Genomic DNA, 21,346 nt, shown 5'->3' with positions numbered 1-21,346 from the left:
TTTTCATCCAATAACTAACATGAATTAAATAGCGATTTCGATTTTTTTCTTTCCATTTTCAATTGCTTGGTAATAAGATGTCGTCACACTAGGGAAGCTAGCTGGCTCATCCCACTCACCAGACGGCTGAATGATTTCATTGATTACCATATATTGAACGTATGCATTGGTGTTTAGGTCAACTGAATACAGTAATCCAGCGACATGGCCTTGTGGATCTCCATTAGGTATATAATCGCTGAAACTACGATATGCTCCATGACGAGATATCTCTAAAACCACTAATAAATCAATGCCAAAGTTTTCTTTGAATGCTCTGAAATCTTTTTTAGCAAATCCCAGTTCTCCATTAAAGTCATTTAACTCATTTATCGAAGTTGGTAACTCTATCAACTCTACATTCTTTGAACGCTGAGAGTATTCTGATAGCACCAAATCCCTCATCTTAGTTAGTTCATCAGTTGTAATCGTAGTTTCTAGATGGGTATCCAGTTCACTTGTTAATGCAGATGCTACACCATAGCAAAGCAAACAACTTGCTCCAAATATATGGGTCGTTGCTTTTTCTTCAGGAGAAATATAAACAACACCAATTTTCAAATCATCCTTGGAAAACAAGTTAGTGTTTAATGTAACTGTTGGTTGAGGCGTGCTACTACATGCAGTCAATAGTAGAGCTAAGCCAGCAATAGTAAGGAGTTTAAATTTATCCCTTAAGTCTCTCATTTCATTTCCTAATGTATTGTTTTTAAGCGCAATTAGTTTGTTATTCACGCAGGTTTTGGGCGCAAGCTACTGTATACTTTATAAATATGCAACAGCAATTATAAAAAAGGCCAGTAGAACTCACATACCGTGCATACATTATCAGTATTTAGATAATGCTATATGCACACTCTGCAAAGCGGTAAGACAACTATCGTTATATGAATCTCAGATCTATGGATGGCGTGAAGCTATTAAAAAAAGACATAAATACCAGCGATAGAGAAAAGAGTTAGCAATTGGAAATGCCAAGTTCAAATGATTATTAGCCGAGTAAGCTGAAGAGTTAGACACCGTTAAAAAGGTCAGCTACTTCGCGAAAAATCTCAAACAGATTGCTATGAGTTTATACTCGAACACCTGATGCGATATAAAATTGTCCGTATGGCTAAGGTGTTTTGGGTTTCTCGAAATGGGTTTTATTATTGAATTGAGAATCGTCATAAGGTCACTCAACGCAAGGAGCAGAGTAAGCAGCTTGATAGTAAAGTTTGAGCGGTCTTTGATGATAAAAAAGAACGCGATGGTGCAAGACGAATTCAAAAAAATCTTGAAGACAATGTTCATAAACACGATGTGAAGACCATTGTGGCGAACATGAATCAACAGAAGCTTGTAGCGAAGGCCGCTTGTAAGTTCAAATGTACGACAGACAGAAAGTATAAGCATTCAGTTGCCTACTAGGCCGAATTTGCTTGAGCAGGACTTTAATGCAACAGCACCCAATCAAAAATGGGCTAGAGATATCACTTACCTTGCAACAAGTGAAAGTTGGGTGTATTTGGCTACCATTATTGACCTGTACTCACGGCAAGTAGTTGGTTGGTCGATGAGCACTAGAGTGACAACGACAGAATCCTTCGGTATTTAGATCGTCAACCTCCCTCGGTAATCACAGTCAATGGTCAAGATATTGGAAGCGGTCAGGAGACTTTATCCTGAAATCTTATCAAATGTTGTTGTACAGCTATCGCAAAACACATCCATAAAATCTTTAACTTCAGGCATAGTTTCAATAAGCTTCTCAATTCGATGATCGAGCCCTTCCTTGACGTGTAAAAATTCATCGTTGCTAAATCTAAGCTCATTTAACGCTTTGATATAGGCGGCAAGGATGTCCGCTGCTTTTACTATCGATTTATATTCAGCGTCTACATTTTTCTGAACAAGTAGACCCGAGAACTCATCACGTAAATCTTCAGGTAAAGTATCTAGGCATTCTTGCTCTGCAATGTCTTCAAGTTTCTTAAATGCTGCGGTAAATTCAGGGCTATGATATTTGGTTTTTGAATTCATATCCTGAAGTTTGGTTTCAGAGATTTCATGATAAATAGCTATCACCGCCGCTCGCTCAGGGCTTAGGTTCCCTCCATAACGCTTATTTCTGATCACTGTCAATAGATGAGCTATGACTGAAACTTGATGTGAATGCTCAGAAACGTTTTCTTCTTGAAAGCAGTGCATTAATGCCCAACGTTTGATAAGCGGCATCCGCGTAACCCATGCCATGAACGTACTCTGCTTGTTCTTCATTTGATTCTCCTCGTGAAACCGTTTTGTCAACTTTTGTAGATTAACGAACTAAGGTGCTGGTTTACATATATTTAAGAAAACGAACTAATCCTTACTAAGGACCTCGCTGGTATCGTGGTACATCCCTAAAATGGCTCTTTTGAGGCGTTTTTCCTTCTATAACGGTCTCTTCCATAACTATCTAATCCTTTATTGTTTATCTCTTAGCGCTTATTGGTTTCATAATGCTTATTGGTTTCATAATGCTGATTGGTTTAATAGTGGCTTGTTGATTTTACATCATAAAAAAATAGGTGCTGTAATGTACAGCACCTATTAAGAGTAGAGATAAAGGTTTACGAAAGAAAGGTTTACTGGCTATAACCCGATAAGAAACGTTCAAATCGGCCAATGGCTATTTCTAAATCTTCCACTCGTGGTAGTGTCACAATGCGGAAATGGTCCGGTTTCGGCCAGTTAAAGCCTGTGCCTTGTACGAGTAACACTTTTTCCTGTTTAAGGAAGTCGAGAACCATTTTTTGATCGTCTTTGATGTTGTACATCTTGGTGTCGATCTTAGGGAATAAGTACATCGCACCTTTCGGTTTGACACAGGATACCCCTGGGACTTGGTTGATCAGTTCCCAAGCACGATCTCGCTGTTCGAGTAATCGCCCTCCAGGAAGAATTAATTCGTTGATACTTTGATAACCCCCCAACGCTGTCTGAATAGCATGTTGCATAGGTACGTTGGCACACAGACGCATGGAGGCAAGCATCTCTAGGCCATCAATGTAGCCTTTAGCAAATTGCTTAGGTCCTGTGATAAACATCCAACCACCACGGAAACCACATACGCGATAAGCTTTAGATAACCCGTTAAAGGTCACCATTAATACGTCATCGGCTAGTGTTGAGATAGAGGTGTGGGTTGCACCGTCATAAAGTACTTTATCGTAAATTTCATCAGCAAAAATAATGAGCTTATGCTTACGAGCAATTTCTACGATCTCTAATAGGAAATCGCGGCTGTAAACCGCACCTGTCGGGTTGTTTGGGTTAATAAGAACAATACCGCGAGTTTTTGGCGTTATTTTTCTCTTAATATCATCCAGATCAGGGTACCAATCTGACTCTTCATCACACAGGTAATGAACCGCGGAGCCCCCAGACAAAGCAACTGATGCCGTCCATAGTGGGTAATCCGGTGCTGGAACCAGCATTTCATCGCCATTATTCAGTAAGGCTTGCATTGCCATCACAATCAGTTCAGATGCACCGTTTCCGATATAAACATCTTCAACATCAAGATTGAGTAGTCCGCGACGCTGGTAGTGCTGAACCACCGCTTTTCTCGCGGAATAAATGCCTTTGGAATCACAATAGCCTTGAGACGTGGGTAAGTTACGGATCACATCCACAAGAATCTCATCTGGGGCGTCAAAACCGAATGGGGCTGGATTACCAATATTGAGCTTCAGTATTTTATGCCCCTCTTCCTCCATGCGCTTAGCATGTTTGAGCACAGGTCCTCTAATATCGTAGCAGACACTGTTGAGTTTTGACGACATCCCGATATTTTGCATTGTCGAATTCCTAAAAAATAATTAATTACTTTATTAAAGTACATCAAATCACTGTTTGATAGAATAAAAATCTGTAAATAAGCGCATTAACGGGTGAGCTTTGTACATTTTGTTATGTGTGTTTATTGTTAATAAACACAAAACCTCAATCGCATCCTTGATTTGATAGTGGTCTATAAATAGAGTATCCCCCAATATACGAATTTTTGATGTGTACGAGGTTGATTTGTCCCATTTTTATCAAGCCATACAAACGTTAGTTGAGCGAGTGAAGAGCTCGACTCCCAAAGAGGTTCGCCTTGTTGAAAGGTTGGATGAAAAGCCTCCGTTTGTATTTATTGACTGGCTTGAAGCTCAACCTATATTTCCTAAGTTTTACTGGCAATCTCGTGATACTCGTGAAGAAGTGGTTGCTTTAGGTAAGGTACATACATTTTCAGATCCCGCTCCCGCTTATACGATCCTTGGTGAAGGCCAACGGATCTGGGGAGGGCGCTCGTTTGACGGCCATACAGAAAAGAATCGTCGTTGTATGGAGTCGTTTTTCTTTTTACCGCAAATAGAATTGATTCGATATGATGATCAATGGTCGATAGCGGTGAATTTACCGTCTGAAAAGCAAACTTTGATCAACGCTCTCAATAAAATAGTTTGTGACGTGCAGAGTCTGCTTCCGTTGAGTGCTCAAATAGAGCATACCGAGCACACGCCATCAAAAGCGATTTGGGCTGATTTAGTGGAACGAGTGCTTTCTGGCATTGAAGTGGACGATTTCAAAAAGGTGGTTCTGGCAAGAAAGACTGTCTTAAAACTCGATGCTCCAATTTGTTCGGCACAATTACTTAAAGCAAGCTATGAACAGAATCACCATAGTTTTCATTTCATGATGTCGTTAGATTCGAAGCATAGCTTTATGGGATCAACACCTGAAAGGCTTTATAGTCGCTTTGGACAAGAGCTACATACCGAAGCGCTGGCAGGCACGATTGGCCGTGGTAAGAATGCGACGCAAGATATGGAATTGGCGAATTGGTTATCTCAAGATGCAAAAAATCTTAATGAAAATCAGTACGTTGTTGATGACATTGTTGAAAGGTTAACCCAGCACTCAGAAACCGTGAATGTTCAGCAAGAGGCAAGATTAGTTCGACTAAGAAAAGTGCAGCATTTAAAGCGAAGCATTCACGCACAACTCAAGCCGAATACCAATGGTGTGCAACTGCTTGGTGCTCTTCAGCCAACCGCTGCTGTAGCGGGTTTACCTCGAGCAGAAGCGATGCAATTTATTCAAGAGAATGAACCTTTTGCTCGCGGTTGGTATGCTGGATCTGTCGGTTATATTAGTCACCAGAAAGCGGAATTTTGTGTCGCGATCCGCAGTGCATTGATTGTTGATAATCAAGTTCAATTATTTGCTGGCGCAGGGATTGTACCGGGTTCTAATGCCGAACATGAATGGCAAGAGTTAAATAAGAAGATGGCAACGTTACTTAGTTTAATATCAGACAATCCACCGTTAGGTGTTGCATCATGAGTACTGACCAAGCGGTTCTTAATCGTATTTGGTCTGAGACCTTATTGGAAGAGTTGGTAAGACTAGGTGTTGAAGAGGTTTGTGTTGCTCCGGGGTCACGTTCGACACCGTTAACACTGGAAGCCGATGCAAACATGCACTTGAATCTGCATACTCACTTCGACGAAAGAGGCTTAGGCTTTTTAGCATTGGGATTGGCGAAAGCGAGCAATAAACCTGTGGCGATTATTGTCACATCGGGTACTGCTGTCGCTAACTTGTTGCCAGCCATTGCAGAATCAAAATTGACAGGGGAGAAGTTGGTGGTATTAACCGCAGATCGCCCTGTCGAATTAGTCAATTGCGGTGCGAATCAAGCCATCGATCAAGTCGGTATTTTCTCTTCTCATGTGGTGGCAGCTCAAAATTTACCTAGCCCATCAACGTCTGTTCCTTTAGCTTGGTTATTGACGACAACGGATAAGTTATTGCACCAGCAAGGTTTAGTGGGTGGCAGTGTACACATCAACTGTCCATTTCCAGAGCCTTTGTACTCTTCGGGTTCAAAAGAGGCGTTTTCTGACTACTTAGCGCCATTATCTCGCTGGAAAAGCAGTAGTGAGCCTTATACTCATACTTTTCAAACTTATTCAGCAGCGGTAAGCGATGTCCAACCTGCAGATTGGATTGATAAAAAAGGCGTGATTATCGTAGGAAGTTTGCCACTGCAAGAGTCTCAGAAAGTGGCAGATTTTGCCCAATCTATTGGCTGGCCGTTACTGTGTGATCCTCAATCGGGGATAAGCAGTGCATGGCGTCATTATGATTTGTGGATGCAGAAAGCCGAAACAAAAGAGACGCTGGCTCAATGCGATGTGATCATTCAGTTTGGTGAGCGAATTGTCTCCAAACGCTTAAATCAATGGATTGAGCAGACAGTGCCACAGATGAGTGGTCACTATCTCGTGGTTTCACCTGATGCTCACCGCATTAACCAAAGTCACCTTCCGCAACGGCATGTTGTGAGTTCGGCAAGCCAATTTATTGAGTCTTGTTCTCTACCATTGATAGGGATGACAAACTCGGGCTGGGCTGACGGCCTTATCTGCTCATCGGAAAAAATTACTCATCTCGCTCAAGCTCAGGTATCTAGTGGCGAGGACTTAACCGAGTTGGTGGTTGCTGTTGATGTCGCGACTCAAGCTGAGCAACATGATGTTTTTCTAGGTAATAGCCTGATTGTTCGTTTAGTGGATATGCTAGGGGATTTACCCAATAACGAAGTGTTCACTAACCGAGGTGCTTCGGGAATTGATGGGTTAGTGGCTACGGCTTCTGGTGTCCAGCGAGCTCGTCAACGTTCGATGCTGATGCTTATTGGAGATACTGCGCTGCTCTATGACTTGAATTCATTAGCGTTGTTAAACCATTGCCCTCAAGCGATGGTGGTTGTGGTGACAAACAATGATGGTGGGGCAATTTTCGATCTACTTCCTGTGCCAAAACAGAAGAAACAGTCGTTATATCAAATGCCTCACGGGTATCAATTTGAGCATGCCGCGAAGCAATTTAATTTAGCTTATTGCCAGCCGCAAACGCTTTCTGCATATCGTCAGGCAATTGCTGATCATTTTGAATCGGGAACGGGTGTTTTACTTGTTGAAGTGATTACCCCTGCAGAGCAAGCGTCAACTCAATTGAATCAACTTATGCAGCAGATCCATGCTTCATAGTCAGCTGATGTTACCGAGCGGTTCGGACGAGAAACCACTACTGTTGTTTCTTCATGGCCTGCTTGGAACGGGCAAAGATTGGCAAGCGTGTTTGAATGAGCTTGATGACTACCCACAGCTTATCGTTGATCTTCCCGGTCATGGGCAGAGTCAGCATTTGAGTTGCGATGGGTTTGAGCATTGCTGTCAGCTCATCAAACAAACCATACTTTCTGCGTTAGATCGTTCCTTGATGTCTCCCCAATATCCTATAATTCTCGTGGGCTATTCTCTTGGTGGGCGGATTGCGATGTACGCAGCCGCAAAAGAGTTACTGTCTTGTTTTAATATTCAGTTGATGATTATTGAAGCCGGAAATTTCGGTTTATCAGATGAAGAGGCTCGAATTGCACGCTGGGAAAGCGACCAATATTGGGCTGAACGATTCACGACACAACCGATCGAACAGGTTTTATCCGATTGGTATCAACAAGGTGTCTTTTCTTCACTAAACCATGAGCAAAGACAAACCTTGATCGCTAAGCGCAGTGATAATCTTGGTGACTCGGTCGCAAAAATGCTGTTATCAACCTCTTTGGCGAAACAGCCTTATTTATTAAGTGATTTGCAGCAATCGTCGCTACCTATTCATTATCTCTGTGGAGAGAAAGACGCCAAATTTTGTCAGCTTGCAAAAGAAAGTCAGTTCTCTTTTTCGCAAATAGACAACGCAGGGCATAACGTTCATCAGGAGCAACCAAAGCAAGTCGCAACCGTTATTCGCTTATTAAGTGAATCAATTAAATCGATTAATGACGTTAAACATTAATCATGAAATAGAACAATGGGAACAACCATGGCAAAAACAGTAGGCATTTCAGAAGAAGAACTATACGCACCGGTAAACTGGAAAGATTGCGGGACTGAATACGAAGACATTCATTACCAAAAATCGGCAGATGGCATCGCAAAGATCACTATTGCTCGTCCTCAAGTTCATAATGCATTCCGCCCACAGACTGTGAAAGAGATGATTAATGCGTTGGCTGATGCGCGTTATGACGAAAAAGTGGGTGTGATTATCCTGACGGGTTTAGGTGAAGATGCATTCTGTTCTGGTGGTGACCAAAAAATCCGTGGCGATTACGGCGGCTACCAAGATGACAGCGGAACTCATCACTTAAACGTGTTGGATTTCCAACGTCAAATTCGTACTTGCCCAAAACCTGTGATAGCCGCCGTTTCTGGCTGGGCGGTTGGTGGTGGTCACGTATTACACATGATGTGTGATTTAACCATTGCGGCTGAAAATGCTCAGTTTGGTCAAACAGGGCCTAAAGTGGGCTCTTTTGATGGTGGCTGGGGCGCGTCTTATATGGCTCGTATTGTAGGGCAGAAGAAAGCGCGTGAGATTTGGTTCTTATGTCGTTTTTATAATGCTCAAGAAGCAGAAGCGATGGGTCTGGTGAATACTGTTGTACCTGTTGCGGATCTTGAAAAAGAGACGGTACGTTGGTGTCGTGAAGTTCTACAGCATAGCCCAATGGCATTACGTTGCCTGAAAGCGGCGCTTAATGCGGACTGTGATGGTCAAGCAGGCCTTCAAGAGTTGGCTGGTAATGCGACGATGATGTTCTACATGACTGAAGAAGGCCAAGAAGGACGTAACGCATTTAATGAAAAGCGTCGTCCTGATTTCGATAAATTCCCGCGTAACCCATAATTCATTTGGTGATTTTAAGCTTAGGTGATGATTTTTCACCTAAGCTTATGACTCTTCTATTCTCAGTGACTTACTTATCACCGTTACCAACTTATCACCGTTACCAACTTAGGACTCAAATTATATGCGCACTGCCAAGCTCTATCGCTACGCTCTCCCTATGGACAGTGGGGTGATACTTCGCGAAAACAAACTGACAGAACGTCAAGGCTGGATTGTTGAAATTGAACAGGACGGAAAGCAAGGGCGTGGAGAGATAGCGCCATTACCCGGTTTTAGTCTTGAATCAATGGAAGAGGCGGGACAGCAAGCTCAAGCGCAACTGGAAACATGGGTAAATGGTGGTGAATTCTCGTTTGAGGCGTTAGTACCTTCAGTTGCATTCGGCCTATCAATGGCAAAGATGGAATTGAACAGTGAGTTACCCATAGAGGGGAATTATCAAGCGGCTCCTTTGTGTAGCGGTGACCCTGATGAGTTAATTCCTGTCTTGAATCAGATGAATGGAAAGAAAATTGCCAAAATCAAAGTCGGACTGTACGAAGCCATTCGCGATGGAATGATTGTTGATCTGTTTTTAGAGTCAATTCCAGATTTATCACTGCGTTTAGATGCGAATCAAGCATGGAAGTTAGCCAAAGCTCAGCAGTTTGCCAAGTATGTTACGCCTTCTGTTCGTCAACGGATTGCGTTTATTGAAGAGCCTTGTCAGTCGCCAGCCGATAGCCTTGCTTTCGCTATTGATACCGGAATTGCGATCGCTTGGGATGAGACATTGCAAAAAGCAGTTCGAGAGCCAAACTTTTCGTTAGATGAACTAACGGGGGTGAAAGCGATCGTGATTAAGCCAAGTTTGATCGGTTCAGCCTATTTTTGTATTGAATTGATTGAAAGAGCTCAAGCGCTTGGTATTCAAGTCGTGATCAGCTCTAGTATTGAGTCGAGCTTAGGTTTAACTCAGTTGGCTCGTTTTTCAAAATGGCAATTGCCGGATGAAGTTCCAGGGTTGGATACAATAGGCTTGTTTAAGTCGCAATTGGAAATCTCTTGGCCTGATTGCGAGATTCCAGTGGCACCACTTGCAGAGCAAGAATTGGTGTGGCAGGGGTAATATGTCAGCGTCGGCATTGCTAAAAAAATGGGCTCAGCAGAGCCCTTTTTCAACAGCGTTGATCTCAGGAAAAATGCAGATCAATTGGCAAACGTTGAAATGTATTATTGATGATTATGCTTCGACTTTATGCTCCCAAGGGCTTGGTCGTGGTGATGTCTTGGTTTTTGTTGGTAAGAATCAACCCGAATTCCCACTCGTTTATCTGGCTTGCTTACGTCTAGGCATTCTACCTGCGATTTGTCCTCCTCAGCCCTTGGCGCAGCTCAAGCGTAAATTAGATATTTTGTATGCTGAGACTCAGGTTCCGTCAATTTGGATGCCCAATCCCAGTGAGCTTCCCCTATCTAAGGCAGAGTTAGAGCGACTGGCGACCACAAATCAAATAGTAAACGTCACTCCACTGCACTTGCTAGAACTCTCACCTGAGAAGCAATATGGATCTGTACTGGAAACGCCTCGCAGTCACCCTAAGGGACTTGGATCAATTATCTTCACCTCTGGCTCAACGGGCGAGCCCAAAGCGGTCGCACATACTGAGGCGCAGCATATTGCTTCAGCGGAAGGGCTTCTGGAGTGTTTTGAATATCAAGCATCTGATAGATGGCTATTAAGTTTGCCGATGTATCATGTGTCTGGGTTGGCGATTATCTGGCGCTGGCTGGTGGCCGGGGGGGAGCTCAAGATCGGCTCCGGAGATTTGGACTCCGATATTCAAGAGGTTACGCACGCCTCTTTAGTGAGCACACAATTAAAACGGCTTCTTGATAGCAAGCGGTCACTCACCCTCAAACGTGTATTACTCGGGGGAAGCCATATTCCACATACGCTCGCGCAGCAAGCACAGTTAGTCGGTATTGATACTTGGCTCGGCTATGGGATGACAGAAGCCGCTTCAACGGTGACAGCTAAACGACTCGATTCAATATCCAGTGCCGGATTCTTATTACCGAAGCGGAAACTGAAAATCGTTGATCAGCGCATCTATATTAGCGGTGAAACGCTTGCGAGTGGTTATTACCATCAAGGCCAATTAAAGCCGCTGAATGAGGGAGGTTGGTTTGATAGTAAAGATTTAGGTCAGTGGCAATCTGATGAGCTAATGGTATTAGGAAGGGCGGATAATCAGTTTATTTCTGGTGGAGAGAATATTCATTGTGAAGAGATTGAAGCCGTGCTGAACCGTCATCCTCAAATTCGGCAGGCGTTTATTATTCCCGTCGAAGATGCTGAGTTTGGTTTTCGACCTGTGGCGATCATCGACAGTGAGCGGTTAGATGAGGATTTCGCTTATCGTCAGTATTTGGATGGGAAACTCGATAAGTTTAAGTTTCCAATCGCATACTTTCGGATGCCTGTAATAGAATCGGTAGGGATAAAAGTGTCACGTAAAGCGCTATCAAACTGGCTTCAACAGACAGAGTGGATGCACCTGCGATCAGAAAAGGGCGAGTAGTCAATTTGCCTTTTTGAATTAACTTATTTGAATTGGATATGTGTTAGTTCAAAACGGCATTTATTATTTTTATAACCTAGCTTCATAATAAGCATCAAAGATAAAGGACTTTGGAATAACGGACTTATTATGAAAATCATTATCCTTGTGGCAATAGTGCTGCAAATTACCTTAGCGATTCAGAGCGAAGGTCTCGTCCGCTCTATTGCCGAATTAACCGCTTTTTTGCTCGTTGCCTCATTGGTACTCAATTACAAGCAATCCGCTCAAACCTCATCTGCTCAGCAGTAACCATGTTAGCGATCCGACGGATATCATCAGCCATAATGAGACTCCGAAAATTAGCGGTTTAGCACCTGCGGCTTTAAGCTTTTCAACTGAAATACTGCAACCAATCAAAAATAGGCAAACCACGAGTGCCTGTTTTGATAGTTGGAAAATCCCTTGATAAACCACATCAAATTGCGGCAAAGCGTCGCTGACAAAAATAGCAAGACAGTAGAAAACAATGAAAAATGGAATGGTGATTTTTTTCTGTTTATTGCTAAAAATGAGCGAGCTGATAAATGCGACAGGGATGATCCAGAGTGCGCGCGCAAGTTTTAAGGTAGTCGCGGTTGTCAGAGCCTCTTCACCATAGGCAGAAGCCGCGCCTACGACAGAAGAGGTATCGTGAATCGCAATCGCTGCCCAAGTTCCAAATGTATGCTGGCTTAACTCTAGAGCATGTCCAATGACAGGAAATAGAAATAGAGCAATAGAGTTCAATACGAAGACGGTTGCAAGGGCGATCCCAATTTGGTCATCGTCCGCTTTGATCGCTGGAGCGACGGCTGCGATCGCGCTACCCCCACAAATGGCGGTGCCAGCAGAGATAAGATAAGCGGTATGCTTTTCAAGTTGCATTTTTTTCGCCAGTATCCAGCCAACACTGAGAGTGGTGAGGATACTAGTGACAATCAAACCGATACCATTACTGGTAACGGACAGAGCTTGCTGAAAGTTAATCCCAAAGCCAAGCCCAATAATGGAGTAGGCCAGTAGCTTCTTGGTAATTTTAGCCACTGCAATCTCTTTTGGAACTAAACCCAATGTGGCTAATAAAAAGCCAATGACTAACGCTGTCGGCGATGTGATATACGGGGTTAGGCAGATGATAATTGCCAGAAAAAAGGGAGCCTTTTGTTTAAAGTTAGTCATTGTGTTTTTCTAATATGGATGTGAGTGAGTATTCTACCGTTAAGCCTCTGGTAAGTAAGTCTAAATGTTTTGAACTCTTGTTCAGAAAAACTTAACGCCAATCTCCTCTTAGCTCTGATACTTTTTCACGCATTAACTGTGTTGTCGCGAGCTTTGCCTCAACCGGTGTTCCCGCTTCAATTTCTAACTTTGACCATAATCGAGTCGGTAGCCCTTTGCAGGCGGAACCTTTGTGTCGACTGAAGTAGCTTCCCCATAATCCTTTCAAACTCATTGGAATGACAGGAACAGGAGATCGTCTGATAATGATGTCCATCCCGCGCATAAAAGTACCAATTTCGCCATCTGATGTCAGAGTGCCTTCTGGGAAAATACAGACTAAATGCCCCTCAGAGAGAGCTTGTTCAACATCGGTAAAAGCTTGTTTTATTGATGAACGATTTGTCGCGGAAATAGGTATGACCCCCGCTCTTTTTAAGAATCGTTTTAAAGGAGGAAGGTTTGCGTACTTCTCTTCCATCACAAATCGAATCAAACGCGGACAGACGGCACTGAGTAATAAGGCATCCATATAGCTTACGTGATTGCACACGATGAGTGCGCCACCCTGTTCTGGAAGGTGGTGCAAATTTTTATGCTTAACGCGGTACATGGTGTGAGTGAGTACCCACATTAAAAAACGAACTAAAAATATAGGCACTTGAAAACATAAATAAATGGTAACAAGTAGATTCAACACGGCGAGAACACTAAAAAGTTGCGGTATTGATAGCGATAGAACGGATAAGCAGACAATACCAAGAATCGCACTGCCAACCATAAATAGAGAGTTATAGATGTTCAGAGCCGCAATCACTTGCGCCCTTTGAGTGACTTTTGCTCTTTGTTGCATTAGTGCATACAAGGGCACAATGAAGATCCCACCAGAGATCCCTAGAAACAGTAATGAGAAATAGAGCGGCCATAACGGTGCGTAACTAACGAATTCAGCAAAGTGGGTAAATTGAGGTAGTTCGCTTGGAATAGAGGTGGCCATTAAGAAGCCAAAGATTGAAATGCCGAGGCTACCAATAGGTACAATGCCGATTTCGATTCTATGTCCTGACAGTTTGTCGCAAGTCAGTGAGCCGATTGCGATACCAACAGAAAACAGAGCGAGCAGAAAGGAAACACTGCTTTCGGTACCTTGCAGGTAAATCTTGGTGAAATTTGGAAATTGAGTTAAATAAGACGCGCCAAGAAACCAGAACCAGCTGATTGCCATGATGGCTTGGAAAATCGCACGATCTTGCTTCGCAATGCCTATGGTTTGCTTTGTTTGAGCAATAGGTCGCCATTTGAATTGAATGTCAGGTGCCGAAGCGGGAGAGTGAGGGATAGAGCGGCTAGCTAAATACCCCATGACGGCAAAGAGAATGACGCTGCCTGCTGCGATATATTTTGCATATTCAGCGGATGCGATAACGCCAGCGCCAAGAGTACCCAGTAAAATGGCGATAAACGTTCCCGTTTCAACCAAAGCATTGCCCGGAACGAGCTCTTTTGGTTTTAGCTGTTGCGGTAATAATGCGTATTTAACGGGGCCAAAGAATGCAGATTGTGTTCCCATCAAAAATAGTAAAACCAATAGGATCGCATAGCTTTCAAAAATGAAGCCAATGGCTCCTAACGTCATGATTGCAATTTCAGCTAACTTAACTTTACGGATAAACCATGATTTCTCATACTTATCCGCGAGAATCCCAGCGGAAGCCGAGAATAGGAAAAAGGGAAGAATGAAAAGGCCTGCCGCAAGATTGATGAATAAATGGCTGGAGACTGGAAGTGCTTCTTTGCTGGCAAATGCAACGAACAATAACAAGACATTTTTGAATATGTTGTCGTTGAAAGCTCCGAAAAACTGCGTCACAAAATAGGGAAGAAATCTTCTTTGAGTTAACAGCGAAGACTGGCTGCTATGAGACATTTTGTATCCTTTGAATTACCAGTTCATCAGGTAATTTGAGATTAGGTTATTAATAAGTTCTTTACCATCAATTGGTTCAGAGGAAAAGAATTTGTCATCAACACTGAGTAGTGTAATTCCGTGTACGCCAGACCATAGTACTCGACTTGCTTGTAGTACTTCTTGTTTTGAGCGAGAAGGCGCTAGCTCAGCAAGCAGCGACTCAAGCATTCCAGTCATATTATCAATACGTTCAGCTTGCCATTCAGGTAACTGATCACCATTCATATTATGTTGGAAAATTAACTGCCAACGATAAGGGTGTTGCTGCGCGAAATCATGATAGCAAAAGGCGAGCTCATAAAGTGCATCTTTAGAGTTGGTTGTTTTAGAGACAACAGTTTTCGCTTGTTCGGATAGCTCATCTAGTGTTTGTGCAATGGCATGTAGCAGCAATAGATTATAGTTGCCAAACACATTGACTAAGGTGCTTGGAACGTAGCCAATCATATTTGCTACTTTTCTTAAACTCAGCTCGTGATGCGTATTTTCTTCTAAAAAAGCTTTTACGGTATCTAACGTGAGGCTAACTAACTGTTCTCGGGTGTGATCGTTTCTACGTGCCATGATTAACTTCTTAAATGAACAACGTTCAATATACTAGTCAGCTGTTGGATAGGCGTCAACAAGCACCTATGATTATCTTAATAAAAACGGTGTGATTTGTGTGGTGTCGCAATATTCTGATACATGTCCAGCATAGGTTGAATATTTCATTGTGTATAGTTAACGAGTATGATTGCGAGATAGGCAAGATAGAAACCTAAGGATAAACATGAAACGTTTTTTTTCGCTTGTAGCACTATTGATGGTATCAGTGGCTATAACGCCAATCGCTGAAGCTAAGAAATTTGGTGGTGGCAAGTCATTCGGTAAGAGCTTTAAAACCGCTCCTGCTCCTAAACAACAAAATACGAATACGCTGAAGCAAGATCAAACGGGCAAAACCGCGGCTAAGAGTTCAAGTAAGAAAGGCTTGATGGGCGGTTTATTGGGTGGTCTGTTAGCTGGAGGCCTGTTGGCCGCTTTCTTTGGTGGTGCTTTTGAAGGGATCCAATTTATGGATATCCTGATCATGGGCTTGATTGCATTTGTCATCTTCAAACTTATGCGAGGTATGCTTGGTGCAAAGCAAGGCTCTATGAATCAGCATCAAAGGCAGGAAGCCTTCGGAGGCGCTCACTCTCAGAAGTTTGAACAGCAGCCGAACGTACATAATTTTGAACAAACTCAATCCAATGGTGGCGGTTTTGGAAATGTTGCGCAAAGTGATATCCCGCACAACTACCCACCAGGTTTTGATCAAGTTGCATTTATCAATGGTTCTCGCGAGCACTACAGAACGTTACAGGGTGCATGGAATCATAATGAATTGCATACGATTGAAGAGTATGTATCAGCAAGCTTGTTTGAAGATCTTAAATCTGAGCGTGCAAAATTAGAAGGTGAGCAACATACAGACGTTATGTATGTAGACGCCGAGATTGTTCGTGCAGATTATGACTCATCTAAGGCTCAACTAAGTTTGCAATTTAGTGGCCGATACCGTGATGCTTCAGAAGGCATTGAAGAGAGCATCGAAGATGTTTGGCACTTAGAACGTGACTTAACAACATCGAATGCCCCTTGGCTTATCGTTGGTATCCAAGGCTAGGTGATATTGTAGCTCGACAACACAATCATTTAAGCGTCTAGCATGAATTTGCTAGGCGCTTTTTTATACCTGTGACTTTCCAATAAAATAGATTAGACATTCCGCTTGTTGATTTTTTGTTAAATCTAACTTCCCTTTCAGCTAACTAACTGGTAATAATACTGGTAGATGCGCAAAAAGCGCACAGTTTATATTATAAAAAGTACCAAAATCACAACATCCTATTACAACGTTGCTTAAATCAAGGAGTTAAGATGAAAGCAAATCAGATCATTGTTACTGCATTCCTCGCTGGAGCTGCACTACTATCTTCAACCAGCCTTTTAGCTAAAACAGCGAAAGTCGCGGTATCACAAATTGTTGAACACCCAGCATTAGATGCAACACGCCAAGGCTTACTTGATGGATTAAAAGCCAAAGGTTATGAACAAGGTAAAAATTTAGAATTTGATTTTAAAACGGCTCAAGGAAACCCGGCAATTGCTGTTCAAATTGCACGGCAGTTCGTCGGTGAAAGCCCTGATGTTTTAGTGGGCATCGCGACTCCGACTGCTCAAGCTCTTGTCTCTGCCACTCGCTCGATACCTGTTGTGTTTACTGCGGTGACTGATCCTGTCGGTGCCAAATTGGTTAGAAAGTTAGAGAAACCAGGGAAAAACGTTACGGGTCTCTCTGATTTATCACCTGTTGAACAACACGTGGCATTAATCAAAGAGCTCATGCCGACAGTTAAATCTATTGGCGTGGTTTACAACCCTGGTGAGGCAAATGCTGTCAGCTTGATGGAGCTGTTAAAAGCGAGTACTGATAAACATGGCATCGAACTGGTTGAAGCGACAGCATTACGAAGTGCAGATGTGCAGTCGGCGACACAAGCTATTTCAGCTAAATCTGATGTGCTGTATGCACTGATTGATAATACAGTGGCAAGTGCGATCGAAGGGATGATTGTAGCTGCAAATCAAGCGAAAACACCTGTTTTTGGAGCCGCAACTTCTTATGTTGAACGCGGTGCTGTTGCGAGCTTAGGCTTTGATTATTACCAAATTGGTGTACAAACATCTGATTACGTCGTTGCTATTCTTGAAGGTCAAGATCCAGGTTCACTTGATGTGAAAGTGGCAAAAGGTTCTGACTTAGTCATTAATGCAGGCGCGGCAAAAAAATTGGGTATGGTCATTCCTAATTCAGTCTTAGATCGAGCGACGAAAGTTCTAAAATAAGGAGTTAAGCGTGGTGAATTATCGCCACGCTTAAAGCAGAAAAGGAGAATTTATGTCTGCTTTTGCGTTTTTTGGCGCGATTGAAATAGGTCTTATCTATGGCCTAGTCGCGTTAGGTGTCTACCTAACATTTCGAGTTTTAGACTTCCCCGATTTAAGTGTCGATGGTAGTTTTCCTATGGGTGCTGCGGTTGCTGCTACTGCTATTGTGGCGGGAATTGATCCGTGGGTTGCGACGGGAATGGCGATCGTTGCAGGGTCAATGACGGGCTGGGTGACTGCCTTTTTGGCGATAAAGTGTGGAATTTTGCATCTGCTCGCCTCTATTTTGACTATGATTGCAGCGTTTTCTATCAATATTAGGATCATGGGTCGCCCAAACATGGCTTTGCTTGGTGAGGATACAATTTTAACGCCTTTTGAAGCGATGGGAGATTCAATGTATGTCCGGCCATTAGTCGTTGGTGTTCTTGTCTTGTTTTCCGCTTGGTTTGTTATCCGATTGCTTAATAGTGATTTTGGTTTAGGACTAAGAGCGACAGGTGTGAACTCGCGAATGGTGTCAGCACAGGGGGGAAGCACCTCGTTTTACACTTACTTTGGTTTAGCGCTATCGAATGGCTTCGTGGGTTTCGCGGGTGCGCTATTTGCTCAAACCAATAGCTTCGCTGATGTCACTTCTGGCGTAGGAACCATTGTTGTCGGTTTAGCGGCTGTGATTTTGGGGCAGACACTCATACCAAGTCGTAAGATTTGGATGGCTGTGGTTGCTGTTATTGTCGGTTCTGTTTTGTATCGTTTAGCCGTAGCTTTCGCGTTGAGTTCAGGAATGTTTGGTCTACAAGCATCAGATTTAAACTTAGTCACAGCTGTACTTGTTGCCGCGGCGCTGATTGCACCAAAAATGAAAGGGAAGCTGAAAGCAAAAAAGTTCAGTAAGCCGATAAAGATCGAGGCACGAACAGAGTCAAGTAAATCATCAGGGGAGGCGGTATGATTCGTTTAGAAGATATTCAGGTCACGTTTAACCCTGGAACGATATTAGAAAACCGAGCGTTGAGAGGGGTTGACCTCGAAGTACCTGAGCATCAGTTCCTCACTGTGATTGGTTCGAATGGTGCGGGTAAATCGACCCTGCTAGGGGCGGTAACGGGTGAAACACCGATGATCGGAGGAAACGTTATCATTGATGAGTTAGACGTTACCCGAAAAACGGTCGACCAGAGAGCGACTCAATGTGCTCGTGTGTTTCAAGATCCTTTAGCGGGAACTTGTGGTGATCTCACCATTGAAGAGAATATGGCGCTCGCGTATATGCGAGGAAAGCGTCGAGGTTGGAATCTTTCTCTCTCTTCAAAGCGCCGTAAACTTTTTCAAGAGCGAATCAGTATTCTTGGTTTAGGTTTAGAAGATCGTTTAGGTGATAACATTGGATTATTGTCTGGAGGGCAACGCCAGGCTGTTAGCTTGGTTATGGCGACTCTGTCAGATAGTAAGCTATTGTTGCTTGATGAGCATACGGCGGCGCTCGACCCACGCATGGCTGCGTTTATTATTGATTTAACAAAGAAAATAGTTAAAGAATTTAATCTAACCGTCATGATGGTTACTCACTCAATGAAAGATGCATTGGCGTGCGGTGACCGTACGGTAATGCTTCATCAAGGCGAAATTGTACTTGATGTTGCTGGTGAGCAACGTGCCAATATGCAAGTCCCCGATCTACTAGAAATGTTTACTAAAGTCCGGGGCGAAGAGTTGGCTGATGATAGCTTGTTGCTCAATTAGATCTTATTGTTCAACCTAAAGCTTGTAACTCAACCAAAGCTTATTAATTAGTCAAAGCTGATGTTATCGGCGCTACGCCCTCTAGCTCAGCCTACTAAATGTGATCCCCCTTTCAGTTTTTAACGATTTTTGAAAACGAGAAGGGGGATTTTTCTTATCTGTACATGTTTTAAAATGGGAAAAAACAGACATGTGGGATGCTTATGAATACGCCATTTCTCTACCACGCTCAAACTACTGATGGTTTGAGTTGCGACAATGATCTACTCACCGTTGTTTTCAAAACGGAAGCTATTGAGTTCGATAAAGTTCAAGTCAGACATGAACCTGACAATGAGGAGTACCTTGTTGATCTGCATAAAACCCATCGCCAAGGTCGGCTTCAATGCTGGGAAGCGACGTTTGTCATCAATAAAGATCGCCCACTTACTCACTACGTATTTAAAGTTGTTATCGGCACTCAGCAGTATTGGCTAGATGCGAAAGGCGTCAGTAAGCGGATTCCTGCAAAAGAGTTTCATTTTAAATACAACGCGACTCAACAACCTCCAGAGTGGGTGAGTAAACAAGTTTTTTATCAAATTTTCCCGGATCGTTTTTGTAATCAAGATCCTGCTCTTAATATTGTCACCGGTGAATACCAAGTCAAAAATGGCACTCGTGACGTTATCGCGAAATCTTGGGGAGAGCCTGTGAGCCTTCAACCAGGAGAAGGGGGAATTGAGTTCTATGGCGGTGATCTTGCCGGTATTGAAAGTAAGCTCGATTATTTGCAGGATCTAGGAATCACTTCGATCTATCTGAATCCAGTTTTCAGTTCGCTGAGTAATCACAAATATGACACAACGGATTATTTCAATATCGATCCGCACCTTGGTACAAATCAACAATTTGCCTCTCTGACAGCCAATATCCATCAGAGAGAGATGAAAATTGTGCTGGATGCCGTATTCAATCATACGTCAGCTGAACATCCTTGGTTTGATAAAAGTGGCAAGACCGAGTGTGGTGCTTTTCATCATCCAGAGTCACCTTATCGGGATTACTATTTCTTTCAGGGAGAGTCGAAAGAGTATATCGGTTGGAAAGGCGTAAGCAACTTGCCTGTTTTGAACTTCGAAAATCAACTGGTGAAAGATTACATCTATCAATCGGATGACGCGGTGATCAAGCATTGGCTACGCAGTCCTTATAACGTTGATGGGTGGCGATTTGATGTGATCCATATGCTTGGAGAGGGTGAGGGCGCGAAAAATAACGCTCACTATGTTCAAGAATTTAGAAAAGCATCCAAGCAAGAGAACAATGATGCTTATGTGCTAGGAGAGCATTTCTTCGAAGCGAGCTCTTGGTTGCAAGGGGATCAGGAAGATGGGTCGATGAACTATTATGGTTTCGCACACCCATTAAGAGCGCTACTTGCCAAACAAGATATTAGCTACGATCCCATTGATATCGATGCTTGTGATTTTGTTGACTGGCTGCTGGAGGCTAAAGCCAAATTACCTTGGGCTAACCAACTGACACAGTTAAACCAAATGGATAGTCATGACACCGCGAGGTTCATTTCCCTGGTCAACGGTGATCAAGCATTGATGAAGATCGCATCAACACTATTGATGACTTATGTGGGTGCTCCGTGTCTATATTATGGCACTGAGATCGGGCTTGAAGGGGGCAATGATCCTGATAATCGCCGTTGTTTCCCTTGGGGGGAGGTCGAAAATTCGCCGTGGTTTAGTTATTACCAATCTTTAATTCACTTGAGAACATCAAGTCATGCACTACAAAAGGGCTGGTTACATCCTTTGCATGTGGATGAAAAGAGCTTTGTGTTTGCCAGAGTGTTGGAACAAGAAACGATTCTTGTCGCAGTTAACCTGAGTGATGAGGAGTTGGAGTTAGTCCTGCCTGCTTGGCAGTTGGGGTTTGAAGGAGGTAAAGCAATGAGCCTGCTGACTGAAAAGCAAGATTGCGATATTGATGGCGGAGAACTCCGATTAGCGCTATCACCACAAGAGTCTCAGATCATCAAGTTGGAACACATATCTAACGTTAAATAAACGAATCTCGAAATACAGAGCCATATCGCTGACAC

At 43.1% G+C, this 21,346-nt stretch carries 18 protein-coding genes and 1 pseudogene; 13 read left to right on the top strand and 6 right to left on the bottom strand.

The genetic code is table 11. The annotated features are described in order from the left end of the window. Nucleotides 1-24: 24 nt before the first annotated feature. Complete coding sequence (locus tag FCV43_RS02600) at nucleotides 25-774, bottom strand: hypothetical protein (protein WP_240697113.1); 750 nt, start codon at nucleotides 772-774, stop codon at nucleotides 25-27. 130 nt (nucleotides 775-904) lie between these two features. On the opposite strand from FCV43_RS02600, the pseudogene FCV43_RS20590 reads away from it, so the two are divergent. After that, nucleotides 905-1,618: pseudogene (locus FCV43_RS20590) on the top strand (IS3 family transposase); the annotation flags it as partial. Between the two features lie 80 nt (nucleotides 1,619-1,698). Here FCV43_RS20590 and yfbR read toward each other — a convergent pair. Together yfbR and FCV43_RS02585 are read right to left on the bottom strand one after the other, a co-directional pair. Then, nucleotides 1,699-2,298 carry a 5'-deoxynucleotidase gene (gene yfbR, locus FCV43_RS02590; RefSeq protein ID WP_136993938.1) on the bottom strand — a complete coding sequence of 200 codons (600 nt, stop codon included), beginning with the start codon at nucleotides 2,296-2,298 and terminating at the stop codon, nucleotides 1,699-1,701. A 350-nt stretch (nucleotides 2,299-2,648) separates the two neighbouring features. Further along, entirely contained in the window at nucleotides 2,649-3,863 is a 1,215-nt protein-coding gene (locus FCV43_RS02585) for a pyridoxal phosphate-dependent aminotransferase (RefSeq protein WP_017051281.1), read from the bottom strand. 226 nt (nucleotides 3,864-4,089) lie between these two features. Here FCV43_RS02585 and FCV43_RS02580 point away from each other — a divergent pair, with 226 nt between their 5' ends. From FCV43_RS02580 to FCV43_RS20325, 7 genes are all read left to right on the top strand, one after another. Further along, nucleotides 4,090-5,397: an isochorismate synthase gene (locus FCV43_RS02580; RefSeq protein ID WP_170961590.1), complete on the top strand. Its 1,308-nt coding sequence runs from the start codon at nucleotides 4,090-4,092 to the stop codon at nucleotides 5,395-5,397. Next, the gene (gene menD / locus FCV43_RS02575; RefSeq protein ID WP_136993936.1) at nucleotides 5,394-7,109 is read left to right on the top strand and encodes a 2-succinyl-5-enolpyruvyl-6-hydroxy-3-cyclohexene-1-carboxylic-acid synthase; all 1,716 of its coding nucleotides are present in this window, start codon (nucleotides 5,394-5,396) and stop codon (nucleotides 7,107-7,109) included. The genes FCV43_RS02580 and menD overlap by 4 nt, the downstream gene beginning before the upstream one ends. Then, nucleotides 7,099-7,917 carry a 2-succinyl-6-hydroxy-2,4-cyclohexadiene-1-carboxylate synthase gene (gene menH, locus FCV43_RS02570; protein ID WP_136993935.1) on the top strand — a complete coding sequence of 273 codons (819 nt, stop codon included), beginning with the start codon at nucleotides 7,099-7,101 and terminating at the stop codon, nucleotides 7,915-7,917. The genes menD and menH overlap by 11 nt, the downstream gene beginning before the upstream one ends. A gap of 27 nt (nucleotides 7,918-7,944) precedes the next feature. Next, nucleotides 7,945-8,811: a 1,4-dihydroxy-2-naphthoyl-CoA synthase gene (gene menB, locus FCV43_RS02565; protein ID WP_017051285.1), complete on the top strand. Its 867-nt coding sequence runs from the start codon at nucleotides 7,945-7,947 to the stop codon at nucleotides 8,809-8,811. Between the two features lie 124 nt (nucleotides 8,812-8,935). Next, entirely contained in the window at nucleotides 8,936-9,922 is a 987-nt protein-coding gene (menC, locus tag FCV43_RS02560) for an o-succinylbenzoate synthase (RefSeq protein ID WP_136993934.1), read from the top strand. A gap of 1 nt (nucleotide 9,923) precedes the next feature. Continuing rightward, a complete protein-coding gene (gene menE / locus FCV43_RS02555) occupies nucleotides 9,924-11,378 on the top strand; it encodes an o-succinylbenzoate--CoA ligase (RefSeq protein ID WP_136993933.1) in 1,455 nt (484 codons plus the stop codon). A gap of 129 nt (nucleotides 11,379-11,507) precedes the next feature. Further along, nucleotides 11,508-11,669: a hypothetical protein gene (locus FCV43_RS20325; protein ID WP_017051288.1), complete on the top strand. Its 162-nt coding sequence runs from the start codon at nucleotides 11,508-11,510 to the stop codon at nucleotides 11,667-11,669. Here the strand turns inward: FCV43_RS20325 and FCV43_RS02550 are convergent. The 3 genes from FCV43_RS02550 to FCV43_RS02540 form a co-directional block, all read right to left on the bottom strand. Further along, nucleotides 11,652-12,578, bottom strand: coding sequence for a YeiH family protein (locus FCV43_RS02550; RefSeq protein WP_136993932.1), 927 nt, complete (start codon nucleotides 12,576-12,578; stop codon nucleotides 11,652-11,654). The genes FCV43_RS20325 and FCV43_RS02550 overlap by 18 nt on opposite strands. A 91-nt stretch (nucleotides 12,579-12,669) precedes the next feature. Then, nucleotides 12,670-14,544, bottom strand: a complete 1,875-nt coding sequence (locus FCV43_RS02545; RefSeq protein WP_136993931.1) for an MFS transporter — start codon at nucleotides 14,542-14,544, stop codon at nucleotides 12,670-12,672. Nucleotides 14,545-14,559: 15 nt separating this feature from the next. Continuing rightward, nucleotides 14,560-15,150 (bottom strand): TetR/AcrR family transcriptional regulator, encoded by a 591-nt coding sequence (locus FCV43_RS02540; RefSeq protein WP_017051291.1) that lies wholly within the window; start codon nucleotides 15,148-15,150, stop codon nucleotides 14,560-14,562. Between the two features lie 208 nt (nucleotides 15,151-15,358). Here FCV43_RS02540 and FCV43_RS02535 point away from each other — a divergent pair, with 208 nt between their 5' ends. The 5 genes from FCV43_RS02535 (at nucleotide 15,359) to malZ (ending at nucleotide 21,311) form a co-directional block, all read left to right on the top strand. Further along, the gene (locus tag FCV43_RS02535; RefSeq protein WP_017051292.1) at nucleotides 15,359-16,237 is read left to right on the top strand and encodes a Tim44 domain-containing protein; all 879 of its coding nucleotides are present in this window, start codon (nucleotides 15,359-15,361) and stop codon (nucleotides 16,235-16,237) included. Nucleotides 16,238-16,491: 254 nt separating this feature from the next. Continuing rightward, a complete protein-coding gene (locus FCV43_RS02530) occupies nucleotides 16,492-17,460 on the top strand; it encodes an ABC transporter substrate-binding protein (RefSeq protein ID WP_017051293.1) in 969 nt (322 codons plus the stop codon). A 52-nt stretch (nucleotides 17,461-17,512) separates the two neighbouring features. Further along, nucleotides 17,513-18,457: an ABC transporter permease gene (locus FCV43_RS02525; protein ID WP_136993930.1), complete on the top strand. Its 945-nt coding sequence runs from the start codon at nucleotides 17,513-17,515 to the stop codon at nucleotides 18,455-18,457. After that, on the top strand, nucleotides 18,454-19,248 hold the full coding sequence (locus FCV43_RS02520; protein WP_017051295.1) for an ABC transporter ATP-binding protein: 795 nt from the start codon (nucleotides 18,454-18,456) through the stop codon (nucleotides 19,246-19,248). Before FCV43_RS02525 ends, FCV43_RS02520 begins: the two co-directional genes overlap by 4 nt. A gap of 203 nt (nucleotides 19,249-19,451) precedes the next feature. Next, on the top strand, nucleotides 19,452-21,311 hold the full coding sequence (malZ, locus tag FCV43_RS02515) for a maltodextrin glucosidase (protein ID WP_136993929.1): 1,860 nt from the start codon (nucleotides 19,452-19,454) through the stop codon (nucleotides 21,309-21,311). Nucleotides 21,312-21,346: the final 35 nt, after the last annotated feature.

This window comes from Vibrio genomosp. F6, assembly GCF_005146325.1.
In the GTDB taxonomy this organism is placed as follows: Bacteria; Pseudomonadota; Gammaproteobacteria; order Enterobacterales; family Vibrionaceae; genus Vibrio; species Vibrio cortegadensis.
The sequence above is the reverse complement of the archived record's forward strand: the minus strand, read 5'-3'. Positions and strand labels throughout refer to the sequence as shown.